At 60.6% G+C, this 20,047-nt stretch carries 19 protein-coding genes and 1 pseudogene; 12 read left to right on the top strand and 8 right to left on the bottom strand.

Annotated features, from left to right (window positions below; all coding sequences use genetic code 11):
• Positions 1-3 precede the first annotated feature (3 nt).
• Positions 4-348, bottom strand: a complete 345-nt coding sequence (locus QF043_RS03115) for a cupin domain-containing protein (RefSeq protein WP_003194115.1) — start codon at positions 346-348, stop codon at positions 4-6.
• Between the two features lie 374 nt (positions 349-722).
• Here QF043_RS03115 and kynB point away from each other — a divergent pair, with 374 nt between their 5' ends.
• Both kynB and kynA read left to right on the top strand, forming a co-directional pair.
• Positions 723-1,373 carry an arylformamidase gene (gene kynB / locus QF043_RS03120; RefSeq protein ID WP_307417470.1) on the top strand — a complete coding sequence of 217 codons (651 nt, stop codon included), beginning with the start codon at positions 723-725 and terminating at the stop codon, positions 1,371-1,373.
• A complete protein-coding gene (kynA, locus tag QF043_RS03125; RefSeq protein ID WP_307417471.1) occupies positions 1,370-2,227 on the top strand; it encodes a tryptophan 2,3-dioxygenase in 858 nt (285 codons plus the stop codon). The genes kynB and kynA overlap by 4 nt, the downstream gene beginning before the upstream one ends.
• Positions 2,228-2,372: 145 nt before the next feature.
• On the opposite strand, the gene QF043_RS03130 is transcribed toward kynA, so the two are convergent.
• The 4 genes and pseudogenes from QF043_RS03130 to antA form a co-directional block, all read right to left on the bottom strand.
• Positions 2,373-3,773 carry an amino acid permease gene (locus QF043_RS03130; RefSeq protein ID WP_307417472.1) on the bottom strand — a complete coding sequence of 467 codons (1,401 nt, stop codon included), beginning with the start codon at positions 3,771-3,773 and terminating at the stop codon, positions 2,373-2,375.
• Between the two features lie 72 nt (positions 3,774-3,845).
• A pseudogene (antC, locus tag QF043_RS03135) lies at positions 3,846-4,854 on the bottom strand (anthranilate 1,2-dioxygenase electron transfer component AntC).
• A gap of 150 nt (positions 4,855-5,004) precedes the next feature.
• Positions 5,005-5,496: an anthranilate 1,2-dioxygenase small subunit gene (gene antB, locus QF043_RS03140; protein ID WP_307417473.1), complete on the bottom strand. Its 492-nt coding sequence runs from the start codon at positions 5,494-5,496 to the stop codon at positions 5,005-5,007.
• Positions 5,496-6,887 carry an anthranilate 1,2-dioxygenase large subunit gene (gene antA, locus QF043_RS03145; protein WP_307417474.1) on the bottom strand — a complete coding sequence of 464 codons (1,392 nt, stop codon included), beginning with the start codon at positions 6,885-6,887 and terminating at the stop codon, positions 5,496-5,498. Before antA ends, antB begins: the two co-directional genes overlap by 1 nt.
• A gap of 313 nt (positions 6,888-7,200) precedes the next feature.
• Here antA and QF043_RS03150 point away from each other — a divergent pair, with 313 nt between their 5' ends.
• Positions 7,201-8,193, top strand: coding sequence for an AraC family transcriptional regulator (locus tag QF043_RS03150; RefSeq protein WP_307417475.1), 993 nt, complete (start codon positions 7,201-7,203; stop codon positions 8,191-8,193).
• Positions 8,194-8,326: 133 nt separating this feature from the next.
• Here QF043_RS03150 and QF043_RS03155 read toward each other — a convergent pair whose 3' ends face one another.
• The gene (locus tag QF043_RS03155) at positions 8,327-9,202 is read right to left on the bottom strand and encodes a LysR family transcriptional regulator (RefSeq protein ID WP_307417476.1); all 876 of its coding nucleotides are present in this window, start codon (positions 9,200-9,202) and stop codon (positions 8,327-8,329) included.
• Between the two features lie 114 nt (positions 9,203-9,316).
• Here QF043_RS03155 and QF043_RS03160 point away from each other — a divergent pair, with 114 nt between their 5' ends.
• The 3 genes from QF043_RS03160 to catA are packed head-to-tail and all read left to right on the top strand — an operon-like array spanning position 9,317 to position 11,718.
• Positions 9,317-10,444, top strand: coding sequence for a muconate cycloisomerase family protein (locus QF043_RS03160; protein ID WP_307417477.1), 1,128 nt, complete (start codon positions 9,317-9,319; stop codon positions 10,442-10,444).
• 12 nt (positions 10,445-10,456) lie between these two features.
• Positions 10,457-10,747: a muconolactone Delta-isomerase gene (catC, locus tag QF043_RS03165; RefSeq protein WP_307417478.1), complete on the top strand. Its 291-nt coding sequence runs from the start codon at positions 10,457-10,459 to the stop codon at positions 10,745-10,747.
• A gap of 41 nt (positions 10,748-10,788) precedes the next feature.
• Positions 10,789-11,718 carry a catechol 1,2-dioxygenase gene (gene catA, locus QF043_RS03170; protein WP_305455632.1) on the top strand — a complete coding sequence of 310 codons (930 nt, stop codon included), beginning with the start codon at positions 10,789-10,791 and terminating at the stop codon, positions 11,716-11,718.
• A gap of 154 nt (positions 11,719-11,872) precedes the next feature.
• Here the strand turns inward: catA and QF043_RS03175 are convergent, their stop codons facing one another.
• Positions 11,873-12,346, bottom strand: a complete 474-nt coding sequence (locus QF043_RS03175) for an Lrp/AsnC family transcriptional regulator (RefSeq protein ID WP_016974903.1) — start codon at positions 12,344-12,346, stop codon at positions 11,873-11,875.
• A 144-nt stretch (positions 12,347-12,490) separates the two neighbouring features.
• Here QF043_RS03175 and kynU point away from each other — a divergent pair, with 144 nt between their 5' ends.
• Complete coding sequence (kynU, locus tag QF043_RS03180) at positions 12,491-13,741, top strand: kynureninase (protein WP_307417480.1); 1,251 nt, start codon at positions 12,491-12,493, stop codon at positions 13,739-13,741.
• Between the two features lie 308 nt (positions 13,742-14,049).
• Positions 14,050-15,456 (top strand): amino acid permease, encoded by a 1,407-nt coding sequence (locus QF043_RS03185; protein WP_307417481.1) that lies wholly within the window; start codon positions 14,050-14,052, stop codon positions 15,454-15,456.
• On the opposite strand, the gene QF043_RS03190 is transcribed toward QF043_RS03185, so the two are convergent.
• A complete protein-coding gene (locus QF043_RS03190) occupies positions 15,402-16,292 on the bottom strand; it encodes a LysR substrate-binding domain-containing protein (protein ID WP_307417482.1) in 891 nt (296 codons plus the stop codon). The genes QF043_RS03185 and QF043_RS03190 overlap by 55 nt on opposite strands.
• Positions 16,293-16,482: 190 nt before the next feature.
• Between QF043_RS03190 and QF043_RS03195 the strand changes: the two genes are divergently transcribed.
• The 4 genes from QF043_RS03195 to QF043_RS03210 all read left to right on the top strand — a co-directional run bounded on the left by QF043_RS03195 (position 16,483) and on the right by QF043_RS03210 (position 19,886).
• A complete protein-coding gene (locus tag QF043_RS03195) occupies positions 16,483-17,247 on the top strand; it encodes a sulfite exporter TauE/SafE family protein (protein ID WP_307417483.1) in 765 nt (254 codons plus the stop codon).
• A 124-nt stretch (positions 17,248-17,371) separates the two neighbouring features.
• Positions 17,372-17,962: an NAD(P)H-dependent oxidoreductase gene (locus QF043_RS03200; protein ID WP_056858355.1), complete on the top strand. Its 591-nt coding sequence runs from the start codon at positions 17,372-17,374 to the stop codon at positions 17,960-17,962.
• A 30-nt stretch (positions 17,963-17,992) separates the two neighbouring features.
• A complete protein-coding gene (locus QF043_RS03205) occupies positions 17,993-18,889 on the top strand; it encodes a LysR family transcriptional regulator (RefSeq protein WP_307417484.1) in 897 nt (298 codons plus the stop codon).
• 103 nt (positions 18,890-18,992) lie between these two features.
• Positions 18,993-19,886 (top strand): NAD-dependent epimerase/dehydratase family protein, encoded by an 894-nt coding sequence (locus tag QF043_RS03210; protein ID WP_307417485.1) that lies wholly within the window; start codon positions 18,993-18,995, stop codon positions 19,884-19,886.
• Positions 19,887-20,047: the final 161 nt, after the last annotated feature.

The following is a 20,047-nucleotide window of genomic DNA, read 5'->3' on the forward strand; positions in this document are numbered from 1 at the left end:
AGCTCACGCAAACACGAAATATTTGCGCACCGTCTCGACCACTTCCCACGTGCCCTTCATGCCGGGTTCCACCACAAAGATATCCCCAGCGCGCAGGTGAATCGGCGCCATGCCTTCCGGGGTGATCACGCAGTAGCCTTCCTGGAAATGGCAGTATTCCCACTTCACGTATTCCACGTACCACTTGCCCGGCGTGCAGATCCAGGTGCCCATGATTTTGCTGCCGTCTTCGCTGGTGTAGGCGTTGAGGTTGACGGTGTGCGGGTCGCCCTCGAGCTTTTCCCACTTGCAGGCATCCAGGACAGGTAGCGGGTGGGTGTCGCGCAGTACGGTGATGGGCTTGGACATGACGGCTCCGAGGCAGGGAATGGAAGCGTCCACCCTAAGGCCTTGGGCGTTGGGCCAGTGGTCTGAACTCGACATCGGGATGCCCAGAAGCGCAGGTGCACCGTGATTCATCAGGCGCCGCAAACCACTGTGGGAGCCGGGCTTGCCCGCGATAGCGGAGTGTCAGGTGCTGGAGCTGCAAGCTGTGCCGCCGTCATCGCGGGCAAGCCCGGCTCCCACAGGGAATGGAGGAACTCATGAGTGATAGGTTTGCGCGGTAAATCGCTGTTTCCTCGCAGTAACTGCGAAATATTTCCCGTCCTGCGCAGGAATTCGCAAGAAAATGCACGGCTGGCCCTCGTATCATTCACCCAAGAACGAGTGAGAGCCTTGCAATGAACCCAATAAAAACGTGGTGGGATATCAGCCCGCCCTTGAGCGCGGCGACGCCGACCTGGCCGGGCGATACGCCGTTCCAGGAAGCGCGCGTATGGCAGTTCGGCCCCGAGTGCCCGGTGAATGTGGGGCGCGTGACCTTTTCGCCGCACACCGGCGCCCATGTGGATGCGCCGCTGCATTACAGCGCCGACGGCGCGCCGATCGGCGAGGTGTCGCTGGATGTGTATATGGGGCCATGCCGGGTGCTGCATTGCCTGGGCAGCGGCGCGCTGGTGCAGCCGCATCAATTGCAAGGGCGTGTGGATAACTTGCCTGAGCGCGTGCTGCTGCGCACTTATCCACAAGCACCGCTGACCGAATGGGACTCGAATTTCACCGCCATCGCCCCGCAAACCATCGAGCTGCTGGCCAGCCTGGGCGTGCGCCTGATCGGTATCGACACGCCGTCCCTGGACCCGCAACAGTCCAAGACCATGGATTCGCACAACGCCGTGGCCCGTCATGGCATGGCGATTCTCGAAGGCATCGTGCTCGATGACGTGCCGGAGGGCGATTATGAGTTGATCGCGCTGCCACTGCGTTTTGCCAACCTGGACGCCAGCCCCGTCCGTGCCATTCTGCGCCCGCTCAAGGAGCCCACGCGATGAGCCAGTGTCCCTTCTCAGCTGATTACCAGCCGCCGGAAGAATGGCATAACGCCGAACTGAATTTTTCCGAGTCCATGAGCTACGGCGATTACCTGGACCTGGGCAAAGTCCTCAGTGCCCAGCACCCGCTGTCGCCGGACCACAACGAAATGCTCTTTATCATCCAGCACCAGACCTCGGAGCTGTGGATGAAACTGATGCTCCACGAACTCAAGGCCGCTCGCGAACACGTGCGCCTGGGCGAGTTGCCGCCGGCCTTCAAGATGCTGGCAAGGGTGTCGCGGATCTTCGACCAACTGGTGCACGCCTGGGCCGTGCTGGCAACCATGACGCCGTCGGAATACAAGGCGATTCGCCCTTTCTTGGGGCAGTCGTCAGGGTTCCAGTCGTTCCAGTACCGCGAGATCGAATTTATCCTCGGCAATAAAAGCGCAGCGCTGTTGCGCCCGCATGCGCATCGCCCAGAGTTGTTGAACCAGTTGAAAGTGGCGATTGCCACGCCGTCGTTGTATGACGAGGCGATCAATCTGATGGTTAAAGCCGGGTTGGCGATTGACCCCAAACGCGCCGAACGCGACCCGACGGCGGCCACGGTTCACGATGAGTCGGTGGAGGCGGCGTGGCGCGAGGTGTACCGCGACCCGAGCCGGTATTGGGATTTGTATCAGTTGGCCGAGAAGTTTATCGACCTGGAAGACTCATTCCGCCAGTGGCGCTTTCGGCATGTGACCACGGTGGAGCGCATCATCGGCTTCCAGCCCGGCACTGGCGGCACGGAAGGCGTGGGTTATCTGCGCAAGATGCTCGACACGGTGTTGTTCCCCGAACTGTGGCGAGTGCGTTCCACGCTCTAAACAAAAAGCCCCGGAATCCCGGGGCTTTCTACATTTGGAATGCATTCAAATGTGGGAGCTGGCTTGCCTGCGATAGCGGTGTATCAGCCAGCCGATCCACTGACTGACCCACCGCCATCGCGGGCAAGCCCGGCTCCCACAGGGGTTACTGCGCCACGGCTACTTTCGCGTTTCTGATCCGCAACCGGTAGGCAATGTAGATAATCCCCACCCAAACCGGCATCGCATACACCGAGTTGTTAATCCCCGGAATCGCCAGCATCACGCTGATGATCATCACCATGAACGCCAGGCACAGGTAGTTGCTGAACGGGAACCAGAAGGTCTTGAACGACGGCGTCACGCCTTGCTCGCCCATGGCCTTGCGGAACTTGATGTGGGTGAGGCTGATCAGCGCCCAGTTGATCATCAGCGAGGCAACCACCAGCGCGAACAGCAGTTCCAGCGCACTGTGCGGCGCGACGTAGTTGACCACCACGCACAGCATCGTCACCAAGGCCGAAATGGCCAGGGCGCGAATCGGCACGCCTTGCTTGTTGAGCTTCATCAGCGCCTTGGGCGCGTCGCCTTGCTCGGCCAGGCCGAACAGCATGCGGCTGTTGCAGTACACGCCGCTGTTGTACACCGACAGCGCCGCGGTCAGCACCACGAAGTTGAGGATGTGCGCGGCGGTGTCGTTACCGATCAGCGAGAAGATCTGCACAAACGGGCTGCCGCTGTAGGCATCGCCCGATGCGCCGAGGGTTTGCAGCAGTTGGTCCCATGGGTACAGCGACAGCAGCACGGTCAGTGCGCCGACGTAGAAAATCAGAATCCGGTAGACCACCTGGTTGATGGCTTTGGGGATCACTTTACGCGGCTCGCTGGCCTCGGCGGCGGTAATGCCCACCAGCTCCAGGCCGCCGAACGAGAACATGATGAAGGCCATCGACATCAACAGCCCCATGCCGCCATTGGGGAAGAACCCGCCGTGGCTCCACAGGTTGCTCACCGAAGCTTGCGGGCCGCCGGTGCCGCTGAACAGCAGGTAGCAGCCGAGCACGATCATGCCGACAATCGCCACCACCTTGATGATCGCAAACCAGAACTCGGCTTCACCGAAGAACTTCACGTTGAGGGTGTTGATCAGGTTGACCGCGACAAAAAACACCAGCGCACTGACCCAGGTCGGAATCTCCGGCCACCAGAACTGGATGTATTTGCCCACGGCCGTCAGTTCGGCCATGCCCACCAGCACGTAGAGCACCCAGTAGTTCCAGCCCGCCAGGAAGCCGGCGTAGCCGCCCCAGTATTTGTGGGCGAAGTGGCTGAAGGAGCCGGCCACCGGCTCTTCGACGATCATCTCGCCAAGCTGGCGCATGATCAGGAACGCAATGAAACCGGCAATTGCGTAGCCCAGGATCATCGACGGCCCAGCCGACTTGAGTACCCCGGCCGAACCGAGGAACAACCCTGTGCCAATCGCCCCTCCCAAGGCAATCAGCTGAATGTGCCGGTTCTTCAGACCACGCTTGAGGCCTACCGGGTTAACCATGTCATCCGCCATTAACATTCCCTTCTACTTGTTTTTCTTGAGGGTGAGTGCACGCCGCATCAGCCCCTCAGAACCGCTGAGGGGTCAGATATTACTCTGCGTAAACTTTTCGTAATACAGTTGAACGCCATCAAGTGCCTGATCCGCCAGCCATTGTTGAATGGATTCGACCATTGGAGGGGGGCCGCACACGTACATATCCGCCGAACCGTCCCGCAATTCGGCCAGGTCGAAATGTTCGGTGAGGTAGCCGCGTTTGCCCGGCCACTCGGGCGACGGGTCGCTGAGCACTTCGGTGTAGCGAAAGCCGGGGATTGTCGAGGTGTAGGCCTGGATGCGTTGGGCTTCGCACAAGTCCTCGGCCCCGCGCACGCCGTAATACAAATGGACCGGCTGGTTGCAGCCGCTGGCAGCCAGCTCATCGAGCATGCCCAGCAAGGCGGACAAGCCGGTGCCCGCCGGCCACCAGGATCAGCGGCCGGGTGACATGCCTGAGGTAGAAAGCACCCAATGGCGCCTCCATCAGCACTTCATCACCCACCTGGCAGCGTTCGCGCAAGTAGTTGCTCATGACACCATCGGGCAACAGGCGCACCAGAAATTGCAATTGATTGCCCGACCGGTTGGCAAAAGAATACGAACGCCAACGGTCGGTGCCTGGGACCGACAGACGGGCATATTGCCCGGGCAGGAAGTCCAGTGAGTCGTCCAGGGTCAGCTGCAAAATCGCCGTGCTGGCCGACACCTGCTGCACTTCGCTGACCTTGCCGCGCACGTGCACCGGCCCCGGCGCATTGCACAGGCTCGATTCAAAGTCGAAATAGAACGTAGCGTCGGACTGCACCCGCGTCTGGCAGCTGAGCATCTTACGTTGCTTGAGGTCGAGGCTGGAGAGGGCTTCGTCGTCGACATAATCCTGGGTGTAATCGCCGGAGTCGCAACGGCCCTGGCAGGTGCCGCACACGCCCTCACGGCAATCGAGCGGGATCTTGATGCCGTTGCGCAATGCCGCATCCAGCAGGATTTCATTCGCGCCTACCGGGAAAAACAGGGTTTTGCCGTCGGCAAAACTGAAGGCCACTTTGTGATTCATCCGCATAACTCCACGCGCTTACCTGTGGCGAGGGAGCAAGCTCGCGCTGGGCTGCGCAGCGGCCCCAAAATCTTGGGAGCGCTGCGCACTGGAGCGCCAGCCCGGTCCACCGGGAGCAAGCTCCCTCGCCACAGGGTGTGATGTGCCTGATCAAAGGTGATAAAAATCCAGCACCGAATTGATGGTGTCGTTGAGTAACAGTGCGTGCTTGCGAGTGATCAGCCAGCTGTCGCCCTCCGGCTTGAGGTGGTAAGTGGCAAGCCCGTAGAACTGCTCTGAAGTGGCGAGTCGATAGAACAGCGTGTGCCAGTTCAGTTTCACCTCCAGCGTGCCGTCTGCCTGCTCGGCGATCCGCACGTTATTGATCAAGTGCAAGGTGCGCGGCATCGGCGTCGCTGACGCCGCCTTGCCGGTGCGCAAACGGAACACGCGGTCTTCCAGGCCCGAACGGTTGGCGTAGTAGATCAGCGACATCTCGCGTTTGGGGTCGCGGGTGTACACGTGTTCCGAGTCCCATTGCGGCAGGTGGAACTCGCTCTGCGGGTCGAACAACTGCACGTAGGCGTCCCAGTCCTGGGCGTCGCACAGCTCGGATTTGCGGTAAAAGAATTGCTCGATCCGGTACTGCAATTGGGCATCCATCACTTCACCTCCCGCAGTGTCAGCGCTTGCTGGTCCAGGCCTTTGAGCAGAAATTGCTGCCAGTTACGGTGCTGGTTTACATACAGGCCTTCGTGGGTGAATTCGGTGCCGGTCATGGCCGGTTGAATGCCGATGGCTTCGCTGTTCGGCGTGGGGCCGGTTTCCCAGCGATGGCTGCCCCGTGAGATATCGCTCCAGCGCTCCAGGCGGCCCTGGAAACCGCGCTGGGCTTCGCGAAACTCCACCAGATCATCCGGCGTGCCCATGCCCGAGACGTTGAAGAAATCCTCAAACTGGCGAATGCGGTTTTCGCGGTCGGCCGCCGACTCGTTTTTCACGCCCAGGCACTGGCTGATGATCTCGGTCTTGTTCCACGCCACCGGGCGAATAATCCGCAGCTGTGAGCTGATCTGGTCGAGGAAAAACAGGCTCGGGTAGATGTTCAGGTTGCGCAGGCGGTGCATCATCCACTCGGCTTTCTGCTGGCCGTGTTCATCCACCAGGCGCGGCATGATGGTGGCGTAGCCCGAGCGCACGCTGGGGTTGGGCATGTCGCTGAACAGCACGCTGTGGCCGTTGTTGAAGGCAAACCAGCCGTCATCGGTATTCGCGTCGCCGGCGCCGAGTTTGCTGTAGTCCAGGGTGCTGGCGGAGTCGCTGCCGTTTTCGCTATTCACCTGCTGGCGATGCTGCACCGTGGCCACGTAGTTGTAGTGCACGGTGCTGACGTGATAACCGTCCAGGCCGTTTTCGTTTTGCAGCTTCCAGTTGCCGTCGTAGGTGTAGGCGGATTTGCCCGGCAGCACTTCCAGTTCACCGGTGGCGGACTGCGCGACCATCATGTCGAAGAACACTTTGGCGTCACCGAGGAAGTCTTCCAGGCTGTCGCTGCCTTGCACGTTGAGGCTGATGAACACAAAGCCCTTGTAGCTTTCGATACGGGCTTTTTTCAGGCCGCGTGTGGCTTTGTCGAAACCTTCCGGGTACTCGCCCGGCGCCTTGACCTTCACCAGTCGGCCGTCGCTCTTGTAGCACCAGGCGTGGAACGGGCAGGTAAAGGTCGACTGGTTGCCCTTGCCGACGCGCGTCAGCGTGGTGCCGCGATGCTGGCAGGCGTTGATCAGCGCATTAAGTTGGCCCTCGCCGTCGCGGGTGATGATCATCGGCTGGCGCCCGGCGCGCATCGTCACGAAGTCGTGGTTATTGGCCAGTTCGCTTTCGTGGCAGGCGTAGATCCAGTTTTTTTCGAAGATCAGTTCCATCTCCAGATCGAACAGTTCGGGCTCGGTGAACATGTCGCGGGCAATGCGGAACACGTCGTCCACCGGCCGAAAGTCCAGGCAACCTTCGATAAACGTTTTCCACTGCTCGACGCTTCTTGCACCACTCATGGGAGGCACCTTTTTTGATAGGGGCTAATCGGTGGGTTATTAGAGGCAGTGGGGCAGGCCGCGGGCTATCCGCTTAATGGGGGAAGGCAGGCCGCAAAATTGGGCAGCAAATACCCAGCTCAGTGCGCTCAGGTGACGCCATGCGCTACTGTCATACCAAGGGAAGGTCGCAAATGCCTGCGGCTTATCCACATAGTCGACGGTTGCTATCCACCCGGTTGCATTCAGGCGGGCGTGGCGTAGAACTTGCTGTCGATTGCCAACGACGCGCCGCCAGAGCGCGCAACCGCCTAACCGCCGTGGGTGCACCCTGATGAGTAGCCATACACGCGAAATCCATATTCAACGCTTCGACCTGGAAGGCGCCTGCAGCTGGATGTCCGGGATTTGCGGGCCGCATCGCCTGGCGACAAGCACGCCCGAGCGCCTGCGTTTTCACCACAGCGCCAACGTGTTCAAGTCCCGCGCCACCACCTTGGGTGTGATCGAGTACGGCACCGACGTGACCATTGATATCGAAGATGCCGAGCACTTCAGCAGCTACAGCCTGAGCCTGCCGTTGGTGGGTGAGCAGGAATTGAGCAAGAACGGTCAGCAGCTCAGTTCCAACCGTGACCAGGGCGTGATCCTGTCGCCCAACGAGCATCAGGTGCTGGCAATATCCGGCGACTGCCGCAAGTTGCAGGTGGTGATAACGCGGGCGGCGATGAGTGAATCCCTGGAGGGTTTGCTGCAACGGCCTATCGAGGCGCCGCTGCGTTTTGAGCCGGTGATGGACGCGGTGGACGGTGCTTCGGCGTCGTGGTGGCGCATGGCGCGCTACTTTATTGCCGAGCTTGAGTGCAGCAGCGAGTTGTATGAGCAGGCGGCGTTTACGCGGGATCTGGAAAGCTCGTTGATCAAGGGGTTGATCCTGGCCCAGCCGAACAACTATTCGGAAGAACTGCGCGCCGTGCTGGGCGTGAAGCTGCCGCACTATTTGATCCGGGCCCGGCAATACATCCACGACAACGCCCGCGAGGCGTTGAAGTTGGAGGATTTGGAAGTGGCCGCGGGTGTGTCGCGGTTCAAACTGTTCGATGCGTTTCGTAAATACTTTGCGCTGTCGCCGATGGCTTACCTGAAGAAGTACCGGCTGGGTGCCGTGCGCCAGGAGATCCTCGAGCACGGTTCCATCCGCACCATCTCCGAGATCGCGCTGGGCTGGGGCTTTACCCACTTGGGGCGGTTTTCGGCGGAGTATCGCAAACTATTCGATGAGTCCCCCAGCCAAACCCTGCAGCGCAAGCGCCTGCGCAGCCTCTGAAAACAATGAGGATCAAACTGTGGGAGCGGGCTTGCTCGCGAATGCGGTGTGTCAGTCAATACATGTGCTGGCTGACCCACCGCATTCGCGAGCAAGCCAGCTCCCACAGGGGAATTGCATCGTTTGGCAGAACTCAGATCAACTCCTCAACCAACTGCAAACAATGACTCAGCCCTGGCGACTGATCATTCACGCGCCGGCTCAGGATAATCGGCGAGGTCGCAGTGGCTTCCACAATCGGCGTGTAGCCAATATCCGCCCGGTGCAACACCTGCACCGAGGCCGGCACCAGCGTCACGCCCATCCCTGCGCCCACCAGCCCGATCGCCGTCTGCAACTCGTTGGTCCACTGCGCCACTTTGAGGCTCAAGCCATGGGCATCGAACAGCGCGATTACATGGTCGGCATAGCTGGGGCGTGGGTTGCCGGGGTAGAGCACAAACGGCTCTGCGGCCAATTGTGCGAGGGTGGCGGGCGCGCCGAGCAGGGGGTGGCCGGCGGGCAATACGGCCACCAGTCGATCCTCCACCAGCACGCGCTGGACGATGGCCGGGTCGTCGATGCGAATGCGCCCGAAGCCCACATCAATACGCCCGGCCTTGAGCGCCTCGACTTGCTGCAAGGTGGTCATCTCCGACAAGCCCAATTCCAGCTCCAGCGCCTCATGGTTGCGCAGCCGCCGAATCAACTCCGGCAGCACGCCGTACAGGGTCGAGGGCGCGAAGCCGATGCCCAGCCAGGTCTTTTCGCCCTGGCCAATACGCCGCGTGGTGTCGCAGACCTTGGCCAGTTGTTCCAGCAGCACATTGGCGTGCTCATAGAAAAACCGCCCGGCCTCGGTCAGCCGCAACGGGCGGCCGCGCTCCAGCAGAATCACGCCCAGTTCATCTTCCAGTTGCTGGATCTGCCGGCTCAATGGCGGCTGGGCGATGTGCAGGCGAACGGCGGCGCGGGTGAAGTTGAGGGTTTCACCCAGCACCTGGAAATAGCGCAGATGACGCAGTTCCATGACGGCTCCTTTCATACCTTGAGGGTATCGTGCGAGACCCATTCTATATTGGAAGCCTTTAAAAATACGGCACAGAATCGGCTCAAACCTATAAAGAACCCAACGGGTATAGCCATGCCGATTTGCGCCATTGAGTCGATCGAGACCATCATCGTCGACCTCCCCACCATTCGCCCGCACAAGCTGGCGATGCACACGATGCAAAACCAGACGCTGGTGATCATCCGCCTGCGTTGCGCCGACGGCATCGAAGGCATCGGTGAGTCCACCACCATCGGCGGTTTGAGCTACGGCAACGAAAGCCCGGACAGCATCAAGGTCAACATTGACCGTCACTTCGCGCCGCTGCTGATCGGTCAGGACGCAAGCAATATCAACGCGGCCATGTTGCGCCTGGAGCGCAGCATTCGCGGCAACACCTTTGCCAAATCCGGCATCGAAAGCGCCTTGCTCGATGCGCTGGGCAAACGCCTGAACCTGCCGGTGAGCGAACTGCTCGGCGGGCGCGTGCGCGACGCCTTGCCGGTGGCCTGGACCTTGGCCAGCGGCAACACCGAACAGGACATCGCCGAAGCCGAAAAGATGCTCGACCTGCGCCGCCATCGCCTCTTCAAGTTGAAGATCGGTGCCGGTGAGGTCAGCCGCGATCTGGCCCATGTGCTCGCGATCAAAAAAGCCCTGGGCGAGCGCGCCAGTGTGCGTGTCGACGTCAACCAGGCCTGGGACGAAGCCGTGGCCCTGCGCGCCTGCAAGGTGCTGGGCGACAACGGCATCGACCTGATCGAGCAGCCGATTTCGCGCAACAACCGTGGCGGCATGGCCCGGCTCAACCTGTCGAGCCCGGCGCCGATCATGGCCGATGAATCGATTGAATGTGTGGAGGACGCCTTCAACCTGGCGCGCGAAGGTGCGGCTTCAGTGTTCGCGCTCAAGATCGCCAAAAACGGCGGCCCGCGTGCGGTGTTGCGCACCGCCGCAATTGCCGAGGCGGCGGGCATCGGCCTGTACGGCGGCACCATGCTCGAAGGCGGCATCGGCACCTTGGCGTCGGCGCATGCCTTTCTTACGCTGAACACGCTGGCGTGGGGCACCGAACTGTTCGGCCCGCTGCTGCTCACCGAAGACATCCTCACCGAGCCGCCGGTGTATCGCGATTTTGAGCTGCATGTTTCCACCGCACCGGGCCTGGGCCTGGCCATTGATGAAGAGCGCCTGGCGTTCTTGCGTCGTGACACACACTAAGAGGCGCCTGCCATGTTGTTCCACGTAAAAATGACCGTGAACCTGCCGCTGGACATGCACCCCGAGCGCGCCGCCAGCCTCAAGGCCGAGGAGAAAGCCCTGGCGCAGCGCCTGCAACAAGAAGGCAAATGGCGCCACCTGTGGCGCATCGCCGGGCACTACGCCAACTACAGCGTGTTCGACGTCGACAGCGTGCAAGACCTGCACGACCTGCTGATGCAACTGCCGCTTTTTCCCTACATGGCCATCGAAGTGAACGCCCTGTGCCGCCACCCTTCGTCGATCCATGAGGACGACCGTTAAGCCCGTTTGCACCCAATAATTACAAGATGAGGATTTGCACCATGTCCATCCGACTGTCCCAGACTGCCCACGCCCAGGCGTTTCTCGAAGAAGCCAGCGGCAACCATAATGACGGCGGCAACCCGCGCGCCAAGGCGCTGATCTATCGGATCCTGCGCGATACGGTAAACATCATCGAAGACCTGGAAGTGACCCCGGAAGAGTTCTGGAAGGCGGTCAATTACCTCAACGAATTGGGCAAGCATCAGGAAGCGGGTTTGCTCGCCGCCGGCTTGGGCCTTGAGCATTACCTGGACCTGCTGATGGACGCTGCGGACCAAGAGGCCGGCAAATCCGGCGGTACGCCACGCACCATCGAAGGCCCGCTGTACGTGGCCGGCGCACCGCTGAGCCACTACGAAGCGCGGCTGGACGATGGCAAGGACGATGCAGTGCCGCTGTTTATGCGCGGGCAAGTGCGGGGCACCGATGGCAAGCCGTTGGCGGGCGCGATTGTGGATGTGTGGCAGGCCAATACCGGCGGCACTTATTCGTGGTTTGACCCGACACAATCAGCATTTAACCTGCGTCGGCGCATCGAGACCGATGCCCAGGGCAACTACCGGTTTCGCAGCATCGTGCCGTCGGGCTACGGTTGCCCGCCGACCGGGCCGACTCAGCAACTGCTCGACCAACTGGGGCGCCATGGGCAGCGGCCGGCGCATATCCACTTCTTCATCTCGGCGCCGGGGCATCGGCACCTCACCACGCAGATCAACCTGTCGGACGACCCGTACCTGCATGATGATTTTGCCTACGCGACACGCGATGAGTTGATCGCCGAGATTCGGTTTAGTGAGGATCAGCAATTGGCGCGGGAGTTTGGGGTGCAAGGGCGGTTTGCGCAGATTGATTTTGACTTTGAGTTGCAGCTGGCAGACGCGCCGGTAGAGCAAAAGCGCATGCAGCGCGTTCGTGCCCTCGAAGACTGATTAAACGCGGGCAAAAAAATGTGGGAGCTGGCTTGTTGTGGCGAGCAAGCTTGCTTGCGCTGGGGTGCGAAGCGCCCCCAAAAAGCCGGCTCACGGGAGCAAGCTCCCTCGCCACAACAAGCCAGCTCCCACTGGGTTTCTGTGGTGTGGCTGGCTATTTGCGGATGACCAGGTCCAGCACTTCATCCCGATCCTTGATCTTCTGCAACACTATCTCCGAACGAATATCCATCACCCCGGCCGTGCGGTTCAGGTGGTTCACGATAAAGTCGGAAAAGTGCTTGAGGTTGCGCGCCTGCACACGCAACACATAGTTGCTGGCGCCGGTGATCACATAGGCGCTGGCCACCTCCGGCCAACCTTGCACCTTCTTGATAAAGGTCTCGTGCCAGTCCTCCACATCCTGGCGCAACGACAGGTGCACGATGGCCTCCAACTCGATCCCCAGCTGCTCGGCATTCAATACGGCGCGGTAGCCGCTGATGATTCCTTCACTCTCCAGCAGGCGCAAACGGCGCAGGCAGGCGGAGGGCGACAGGGCGACTTTTTCCGCCAATTCCTGGTTGCTGATGCGCCCATCCTGTTGCAAAAAATGCAGGAGGCGCAGGTCGGTGGCGTCGAGAATCATGGTTAGAATAAATCCGCGTGTTTGGGGGTTAAATTCGAATTTCCTACAGCTTAATTAGCCTGTTACCTACCACTTTGCACGAAAATTCTCTAAAGCTTCGTTCATTATTTGGTCCATCCTTACTTATAAAAATCAGGACGCCCCATGACCACTCTAAGCCACTGCCTAGCCCTCGACGCCCAGGACCCGCTGGCGCCACTGCGTCAACAGTTTGCCTTGCCTGCGGGCGTGATCTACCTCGATGGCAACTCTCTGGGCGCACGCCCGGTAGCGGCGTTGGAGCGAGCGCAGCAGGTGATCGCCGAGGAGTGGGGCAATGGCTTGATTCGCAGCTGGAACAGCGCCGGTTGGGCTGACTTGTCCCAACGCCTGGGCAACCGTTTGGCGCCGTTGATTGGCGCGCGTGACGGTGAAGTGGTGATTACCGATACCACCTCGATCAACCTGTTCAAGGTGCTCAGCGCTGCCTTGAGCGTGCAGCGCCAACGCGAGCCTGCGCGCAAGGTGATCGTCAGCGAGGCGAGTAACTTTCCCACCGACCTGTACATCGCCGAGGGCCTGACCGAGCTGTTGCAACAGGGCTATTCCCTGCGCTTGGTCAACAGCCCGGACGAACTGCCCCAGGCCATCGACCAGGACGTGGCGGTGGTGATGCTCACCCACGTCAATTACAAGACCGGCTACATGTACGACATGCAGGCGCTCACTGCCCTGAGCCACGAATGCGGCGCGCTGAGTATCTGGGACCTGGCGCATTCGGCGGGCGCGGTGCCCATCGACCTGAACAAGGCTAGGGCCGATTATGCGATTGGCTGCACTTACAAATACCTGAATGGCGGGCCGGGCTCGCAGGCGTTTGTGTGGGTCAACCCGGCGCTGGTGGATGTGGTGCGCCAGCCATTGTCGGGCTGGTTCGGGCACACGCGCCAGTTCGCCATGGAAACTCAATACGCGCCAAGCGTCGGCATCGCGCGCTACCTGTGCGGCACACAGCCGATCACGTCGTTGGCGATGGTCGAATGCGGCCTGGAGATTTTTGCCCAGACCGACATGGCCAGCCTGCGCAGCAAATCCCTGGCCTTGACCGACCTGTTTATCGCGTTGGTCGAAGCCCGTTGCGCCGCCCACGGGCTGCAGCTGATTACGCCGCGTGAGCATGCCAAACGCGGCAGCCATGTGAGTTTCGAACACCCGGAAGGTTATGCGGTGATCCAGGCCTTGATTGCCCGAGGGGTGATCGGCGATTACCGTGAGCCGCGCATCATGCGCTTTGGGTTTACGCCGTTGTACACAAGCTTTACCGAGGTATTTGATGCCGTGGAGATCCTTGGCGAAATCCTCGACAACCACACCTGGGACCAGCCGCAGTTCAAAGTGCGCAACAGCGTCACTTAAGTACAACACGAATCAAAATGTGGAAGCGGGCAAGCCCTAATGCCAGTCAGTTAAAAGCTAGAACTGACAACCAGCGACCTGTGGCGAGGGAGCTTGCTCCCGCTGGGCCGGGCTGGCGCTCCAGCGCGAAGCGGCCCTGCTCTTTGCTTTAAAAGCATGGGACTGCTACGCAGTCCAACGGGAGCAAGCTCCCTCGCCACAGTTAACGGCGATGTCTTAACTGACTGGCATTAGGGCAAGCCCGCTCCCACAGGGGGGCTGCGTCAATATCCAAACAGGGCAATCACAATAATAAAGGGGCACACCACGTGACCACGCCAGACAAAGGCTTTGCAGAGATCACCCATCGCGAACTGGGCCTGAGGCGCCAGCTCACTTCCGGTCAGATGAGTATGATCGCCATCGGTGGCGCCATCGGCACCGGGCTGTTTATGGGCAGCGCCTACGCCATCGGTTATGCCGGGCCGAGTGTGCTGGTGAGTTACGCCATCGGTGCGTTGATCACCTTGCTGCTGATGGGCTGTCTGGCGGAGATGACCGTGGCGCACTCCACCTCGGGCTCGTTCGGCGCCTATGCCGAGTTTTACATCAGCCCGCTGGCCGGCTTTCTGGTGCGTTATGCCTACTGGGCGGCGATTGTGCTGGCCGTGGGCGCCGAGGTCACGGCGGTGGCGATGTACATGAAGTACTGGTTCGCCAACGTGCCGGAGTGGGTGTGGATTGTGTCGTTTTCCAGTGTGCTGATTCTGCTCAATGCCATCAGCGTAAAGACCTTCGGCAACTTCGAATACTGGTTCTCGACCATCAAGATCACCGCGATCGTCGGCTTCATCATCCTTGCCGTGTACGTGGTGTTCGGTTCCGGTAACCCGGACTACGGCATACAGAATTACACAGCCCATGACGGGTTTTTCCCCCATGGGTTGAGCGGCATGTGGATCGCGGTGATCGTGTCGATCTTCAGCTATCTGAGCGTAGAAATGATCGCCGTGGCCGCCGGTGAAGCCGCCGACCCGGAGCAGGCGGTGAAGAAAGCCTTTCGCGCCACCATCGTGCGGTTGGTGGTGTTTTACCTGCTGACGCTCGCGTTGATGCTCGCCATTGTGCCGTGGAACCAGGCCGGCCAGACCCAGAGCCCGTTTGTCACGGTGATGCAGACCATCGGCATTCCCGGTGCCACCGGGGTGATGAACTTCGTGATCCTGATCGCCGCGTTGTCGGCGATGAACAGCCAGCTCTACATCACCACACGCATGATGTTCAGCCTGTCGCGTGCAGGCTTTGCGCCCAAGTCCATGGGCGCCTTGAGCAAGAGCGGCATTCCGCTGAACGCGTTGCTGCTGTCCAGCTCCGGCATTGCCCTGGCGACCTTGCTGAACGTGGTGTACCCGGAAAGCTCGTTCACCTTGATGATGGCGATTTCGATGTTTGGCGCGATCTTCACCTGGTTCATGATCTTCCTCACGCACCTGTTTTTCCGCCGTTATCGCAAGCGCCACGGCGGGCCGAAGCTGTCGTTCCAGCTGCGCCTGTTTCCCTACAGCACGCTGCTGGGCCTGGTGCTGATGGGGGCGGTGATGATCACCACGTACTTCACCGAGGCCTTCAAGATGACACTGGTGTTTGGGGTGCCATTCCTGCTGATTCTGTCGGCGGTGTATTACGGGTTTTTCCGCAAGGGCAGGGCCAGGGCGTCGAACAAGGCCTTGGCGTAACCCGGCAATTGCTCGAAGGCGCGGGCGCATAACAGTAGTTTGCGACAGGCCCAGTCTTCAGTTAATGGCTGGGCCTTGATGCGCTTTTCTGTCGGCCAGCGTTCCAGTGCGGCCTGGGGCACGATGCCCAGGCCGGCGCCGCCGGCGACCATGCGGATCAACCCATCAAAACCCTCGGCGCGAATGCGGGTTTGCAGGCGAAAGCCTGCGTGCAAGGCCTGTTCTTCCAGGTAGACCGAAAGCGCGCTGCTGGCGGTCAGGCCTACATAATCGTATGGCAGGCTTTCGATAAAATTCGCCGTCGCCAACGGATGATCAAGGGGCATGATCAGCACCAGTGGGTCATCGCGAAACGGCAGGGTCTGCAAGCCGTGGGTGTCCACCGCATCGGAGATAATCCCCAGGTCTGCTGTACCCTGGCGCAAGGCTTGGGTAATGCGCAGGCTCGGCAGCTCCTGTAAGTCGATATCGAGGTTGGGGTGTTGGCGCAAAAAATCCGCCAGCAGTTCCGGCAGGTATTCGCTCAGGGCGGTGGTGTTGCACAGCAGGCGCACCTGGCCTTTGATGCCCTTGGCGTATTCGGCCAGGTCCTGTTGCAGGTGCTCGGCCTGTTGCAACAACAGGCGGGCGTGACGGGCCAGGGCTTTGCCGGCGGGTGTTGGGGTGACGCCACGGCGGTTACGTTCGAGTAGCTCAATGCCAAGTGATGCTTCCATCGCGCGGATGCGCGCGCTGGCGGCGGCCAGGGATAAATGGCTGCGCGCCGCGCCGGCGGTGATGTTGCCGGTGTCGAGGGTGTGCAGGTAGAGGCGCAGGTCGATCAGGTCAAAGTGCATGGCTGGGGGTTCTCGAGTGACTTCACTGGCCCTATCGCAGGCAAGCCAGCTCCCACATTTGACTGTGTTCACCAATCAACATGTGGGAGCTGGCTTGCCTGCGATAGCAATTTCAGCCTCATGAAAAACAAGAGGCTCCCTCAGTATATGGTGAATTTTCGACCTCAACGAAATCCTGCAAAATCACCCCATGACTACCTTCCTGACGTTCTACCAAAACCTCGGCCCCGCCTTGACCCTGCTGGTAATCGGCACCTTCCTGCTGGCCGGGACCGTCAAAGGCGTGATCGGTCTGGGCCTGCCCACCGTCGCCATGGGCATGCTCGGCCTGGCTATGCTCCCGGCGCAGGCTGCGGCATTGCTGATCATCCCTTCAACGGTCACCAACCTCTGGCAACTGGCGTTCGGTGGCCACTTGAGCGCCTTGCTCAAACGCCTATGGCCGATGCTGCTGCTGATTTTCCTCGGCACCGGGCTTGGCACCTTGTGGCTGGGCATGGACGGCGGGCACTGGGTGGTTCGCGCGCTAGGTGGCGCCTTGCTGCTGTATGCGTTAAGTGGGTTGTTCCTGCCGACCTTCAAGGTGAAGCCTCAAACGGAGCGCTGGCTGGGCCCGTTGTGCGGTCTGGTCACCGGCCTTATCACTTCGGCGACCGGTGTGTTCGTGATTCCGGCTGTGCCCTATCTGCAAGCCCTGGGTTTGCACCGCGATCAATTGGTGCAGGCGCTGGGGCTGGCGTTCACCGCTTCCACGCTGGCGTTGGCCGCTGCGCTGACCTGGCGTGGCACCCTGGGCGGTGGCGAAGTGAGCGCCTCGCTGTTGGCGCTGATACCCGCGTTGCTGGGGATGTGGCTGGGCCAGGTGCTGCGCCAGCGCATCAGTGCGGTGCTGTTCAAGCGGGTATTTTTCGTCGGCATGGCGTTGCTGGGCGGTCACTTGCTCATAGGCGGGTAAATCAATAGTAGGCTGCGTATTCGTGCGTTTTGATCAAATGTATTTTGCCGCGCCGCCGCTTATTCCAGGGGTTGAATGTCGATAGCCTGCCGGCAGATATGTTCAACCCTTTGGAATCCCTCCCATGAAAAAAGTCCTCCTGCTTAACGGTGGCAAAAAATTCGCCCACTCCGACGGCCGCTATAACACCACCTTGCACGACGCCGCCGTGGCCGTGCTCGACCGTGGCGGCATCGACGTCAAAGTCACCCATATCGATGAAGGCTATGACGTGGCTGAAGAAGTCGCCAAGTTCCTCTGGGCCGATGTGATCATCTACCAAATGCCCGGCTGGTGGATGGGCGCGCCGTGGATCGTCAAGAAGTACATCGACGAAGTCTTTACCGAAGGCCACGGCAGCCTGTACGCCAGCGACGGCCGTACGCGCTCCGATGCGTCGCAGAAATACGGCAGCGGCGGCCTGATCCAGGGCAAGCAGTACATGCTCTCGCTGACCTGGAACGCGCCACAGCAGGCCTTTGACGACCCAACCGACTTCTTCGAAGCCAAGGGCGTGGACGCCGTGTACTTTCCGTTTCACAAGGCCAACGAGTTTCTTGGCATGACCAGCCTGCCGACCTTTCTGTGTGTGGACGTGATGAAACGCCCGGCAATCGAGGCCGACGTGGCGCGCTACGAGCAGCATCTGGCGCAGGTGTTCAATTTCTCGGTGTAAGCTGCCAGCAACCGATAAAGAGGACAGCCTGTGAAAGCCCGATCCGATGAGCTACAGATCTTCGTCAGCGTGATTGAGTGCGGCTCGATTTCGGCGGCTGCGGAGCAGGTCGGGCAGACGCCTTCGGCAGTCAGCCGCACCTTGTCGCGCCTGGAAGCCAAGCTCGACACCACGCTGATCAACCGCACCACGCGGCGCATGGACCTGACCGAAGAGGGCAAGTATTTTTTCGAACAGGCCAAGGTGATCCTGGCGCAGATGGACGCGCTGGAAGAGCGCCTGTCGTCGCGCCAGAAGAACCCTTCCGGGCGCCTGCGCATCAACGCGGCCGTGCCGTTCATGCTGCATGGGATCGTGCCGTACATTGCCGAGTTTCGCAGCCTCTACCCGGATATCCAGCTGGAACTGAACAGCGACGACCTGATCATCGACCTGCTGGAGCAAAGCACTGACATTGCCATCCGTATCGGTGCGCTGGCTGACTCGACCCTGCATGCACGCTCACTGGGCTGCACGCCGCTGCACATCCTCGCCAGCCCCGATTACCTCAAGCAGTTCGGCACGCCGAAGACCGTGGCCGAGTTGGCCGACCATACGCTGCTGGGCTTTACCCAGACCGAAACCCTCAACCACTGGCCGCTGCGCCACGTGGAAGGCGACCGCTGGCGGATCCAGCCGAGCATTGCCGCCTCCAGTGGCGAAACCGTGCGTCAGTTGGCGCTGGAAGGGCAGGGCATTTGCTGCCTGTCGAACTTCATGACCATCGCCGACATCGATGCCGGCCGCCTGGTGCCAGTGCTGGAAGCCTTCAACAGCGGCTATCGCCAGCCGATCCACGCGGTGTTCTACCGTAACTCGCAGTTGGCGCTGCGCATCCAGTGCTTCCTGGACTTCATTCAGGCCAAGCTGGCGCGATATGCCTGCTGATTCGTGACCTGCGCGCAAGATTGAATTGGGCAACATGGGCTTATTCGGCAGGAATGAGTGCTTGATACTGGGCCCATCACTTACCCCGTCAGGAGCAACCTCCATGAATGTATTCGTCACCGGCGCAGCAGGGTTTATCGGCGGCTCCATCGCCACCGGCCTGGTCAAGGCCGGCCATACTGTCACTGGCCTGGTGCGCAGCGCCGAGCAAGCGGCTGAAATGACTGCCCTGGGCATCACGCCCGTGATCGGCACGCTGGATGACGCCGCCGTGTTGACCGCGCAGGCGCAACAGGCCGACGCGGTAATCAACGCCGCCAGCAGCGACCATCGCGCTGCCGTCGAAACCTTGCTGGCCGCCTTGAAAGGCTCGAACAAGCCGTTCCTGCACACCAGCGGTTCGAGCATTGTCGGTGATGCGTCGGGCGGTAACGCCAGCGATGTCATCTACGTTGAAGACAACCTGCCGGAGCCGACCGTCGACAAGGCCGCGCGTGTGGCCATCGACAACCTGATCCTGGCGGCAGCCAAAGACGGCGTTAACTCGGCAGTAATCTGCAACACCCTGATCTACGGTCACAGCCTGGGCGTGAAGCGTGACAGCGTGCAATTGCCACGACTGCTCAAACAGGCGCGTAAGAGCGGCGTGGTGCGCCATGTGGGCACCGGCCAGAACATCTGGTCCAACGTGCACATTGACGACGTGGTGGCCCTGTATCTGCTGGCGCTGACCAAAAACGTCCCGGGCACGTTCTACTTTGTGGAAAGCAGCGAAGCGGCATTTGTCGACATGACCACCGCGATTGCCCAAGCGCTGAACCTGGGCGAGCCGCAGGACTGGCCATTGGCCGAGGCTGAGGCAGAGTGGGGCTATGAAATGGCCAACTATGGCCTGGGTTCCAACAGCCGGGTGCGTGGCAAACATGCGCGTGAGTTGCTGGGCTGGGCGCCGAAGCGCACGTCGGTGGTGGAGTGGATTCGTCACGAGATGGTGTGATGTTCGCTTAGCACCGCGGCGCTGCCATCGCAGGCAAGCCAGCTCCCACACTTGAAGGTATTCGCAATTCAAAATGTGGGAGCTGGCTTGCCTGCGATGAAGGCGACTCGGTTCATGTGTTGTTACACATTACTAGCCCCACCCGCCGCAATTCCGTACCA

Origin of the sequence: Pseudomonas sp. W3I7 (assembly GCF_030816095.1) — a bacterium.
Classification (GTDB): Bacteria; Pseudomonadota; Gammaproteobacteria; order Pseudomonadales; family Pseudomonadaceae; genus Aquipseudomonas; species Aquipseudomonas salomonii.

Excerpts from the sequence above, each read along its gene's own strand:
- QF043_RS03115 (WP_003194115.1), bottom strand. The coding sequence starts at position 348 with ATGTCCAAGCCCATCACCGTACTGCGCGACACCCACCCGCTACCTGTC.
- kynB (WP_307417470.1), top strand. The coding sequence starts at position 723 with ATGAACCCAATAAAAACGTGGTGGGATATCAGCCCGCCCTTGAGCGCG.
- kynA (WP_307417471.1), top strand. The coding sequence starts at position 1,370 with ATGAGCCAGTGTCCCTTCTCAGCTGATTACCAGCCGCCGGAAGAATGG.
- QF043_RS03130 (WP_307417472.1), bottom strand. The coding sequence starts at position 3,773 with ATGGCGGATGACATGGTTAACCCGGTAGGCCTCAAGCGTGGTCTGAAG.
- antB (WP_307417473.1), bottom strand. The coding sequence starts at position 5,496 with ATGGATGCCCAATTGCAGTACCGGATCGAGCAATTCTTTTACCGCAAA.
- antA (WP_307417474.1), bottom strand. The coding sequence starts at position 6,887 with ATGAGTGGTGCAAGAAGCGTCGAGCAGTGGAAAACGTTTATCGAAGGT.
- QF043_RS03150 (WP_307417475.1), top strand. The coding sequence starts at position 7,201 with ATGAGTAGCCATACACGCGAAATCCATATTCAACGCTTCGACCTGGAA.
- QF043_RS03155 (WP_307417476.1), bottom strand. The coding sequence starts at position 9,202 with ATGGAACTGCGTCATCTGCGCTATTTCCAGGTGCTGGGTGAAACCCTC.
- QF043_RS03160 (WP_307417477.1), top strand. The coding sequence starts at position 9,317 with ATGCCGATTTGCGCCATTGAGTCGATCGAGACCATCATCGTCGACCTC.
- catC (WP_307417478.1), top strand. The coding sequence starts at position 10,457 with ATGTTGTTCCACGTAAAAATGACCGTGAACCTGCCGCTGGACATGCAC.
- catA (WP_305455632.1), top strand. The coding sequence starts at position 10,789 with ATGTCCATCCGACTGTCCCAGACTGCCCACGCCCAGGCGTTTCTCGAA.
- QF043_RS03175 (WP_016974903.1), bottom strand. The coding sequence starts at position 12,346 with ATGATTCTCGACGCCACCGACCTGCGCCTCCTGCATTTTTTGCAACAG.
- kynU (WP_307417480.1), top strand. The coding sequence starts at position 12,491 with ATGACCACTCTAAGCCACTGCCTAGCCCTCGACGCCCAGGACCCGCTG.
- QF043_RS03190 (WP_307417482.1), bottom strand. The coding sequence starts at position 16,292 with ATGCACTTTGACCTGATCGACCTGCGCCTCTACCTGCACACCCTCGAC.
- QF043_RS03195 (WP_307417483.1), top strand. The coding sequence starts at position 16,483 with ATGACTACCTTCCTGACGTTCTACCAAAACCTCGGCCCCGCCTTGACC.
- QF043_RS03200 (WP_056858355.1), top strand. The coding sequence starts at position 17,372 with ATGAAAAAAGTCCTCCTGCTTAACGGTGGCAAAAAATTCGCCCACTCC.
- QF043_RS03210 (WP_307417485.1), top strand. The coding sequence starts at position 18,993 with ATGAATGTATTCGTCACCGGCGCAGCAGGGTTTATCGGCGGCTCCATC.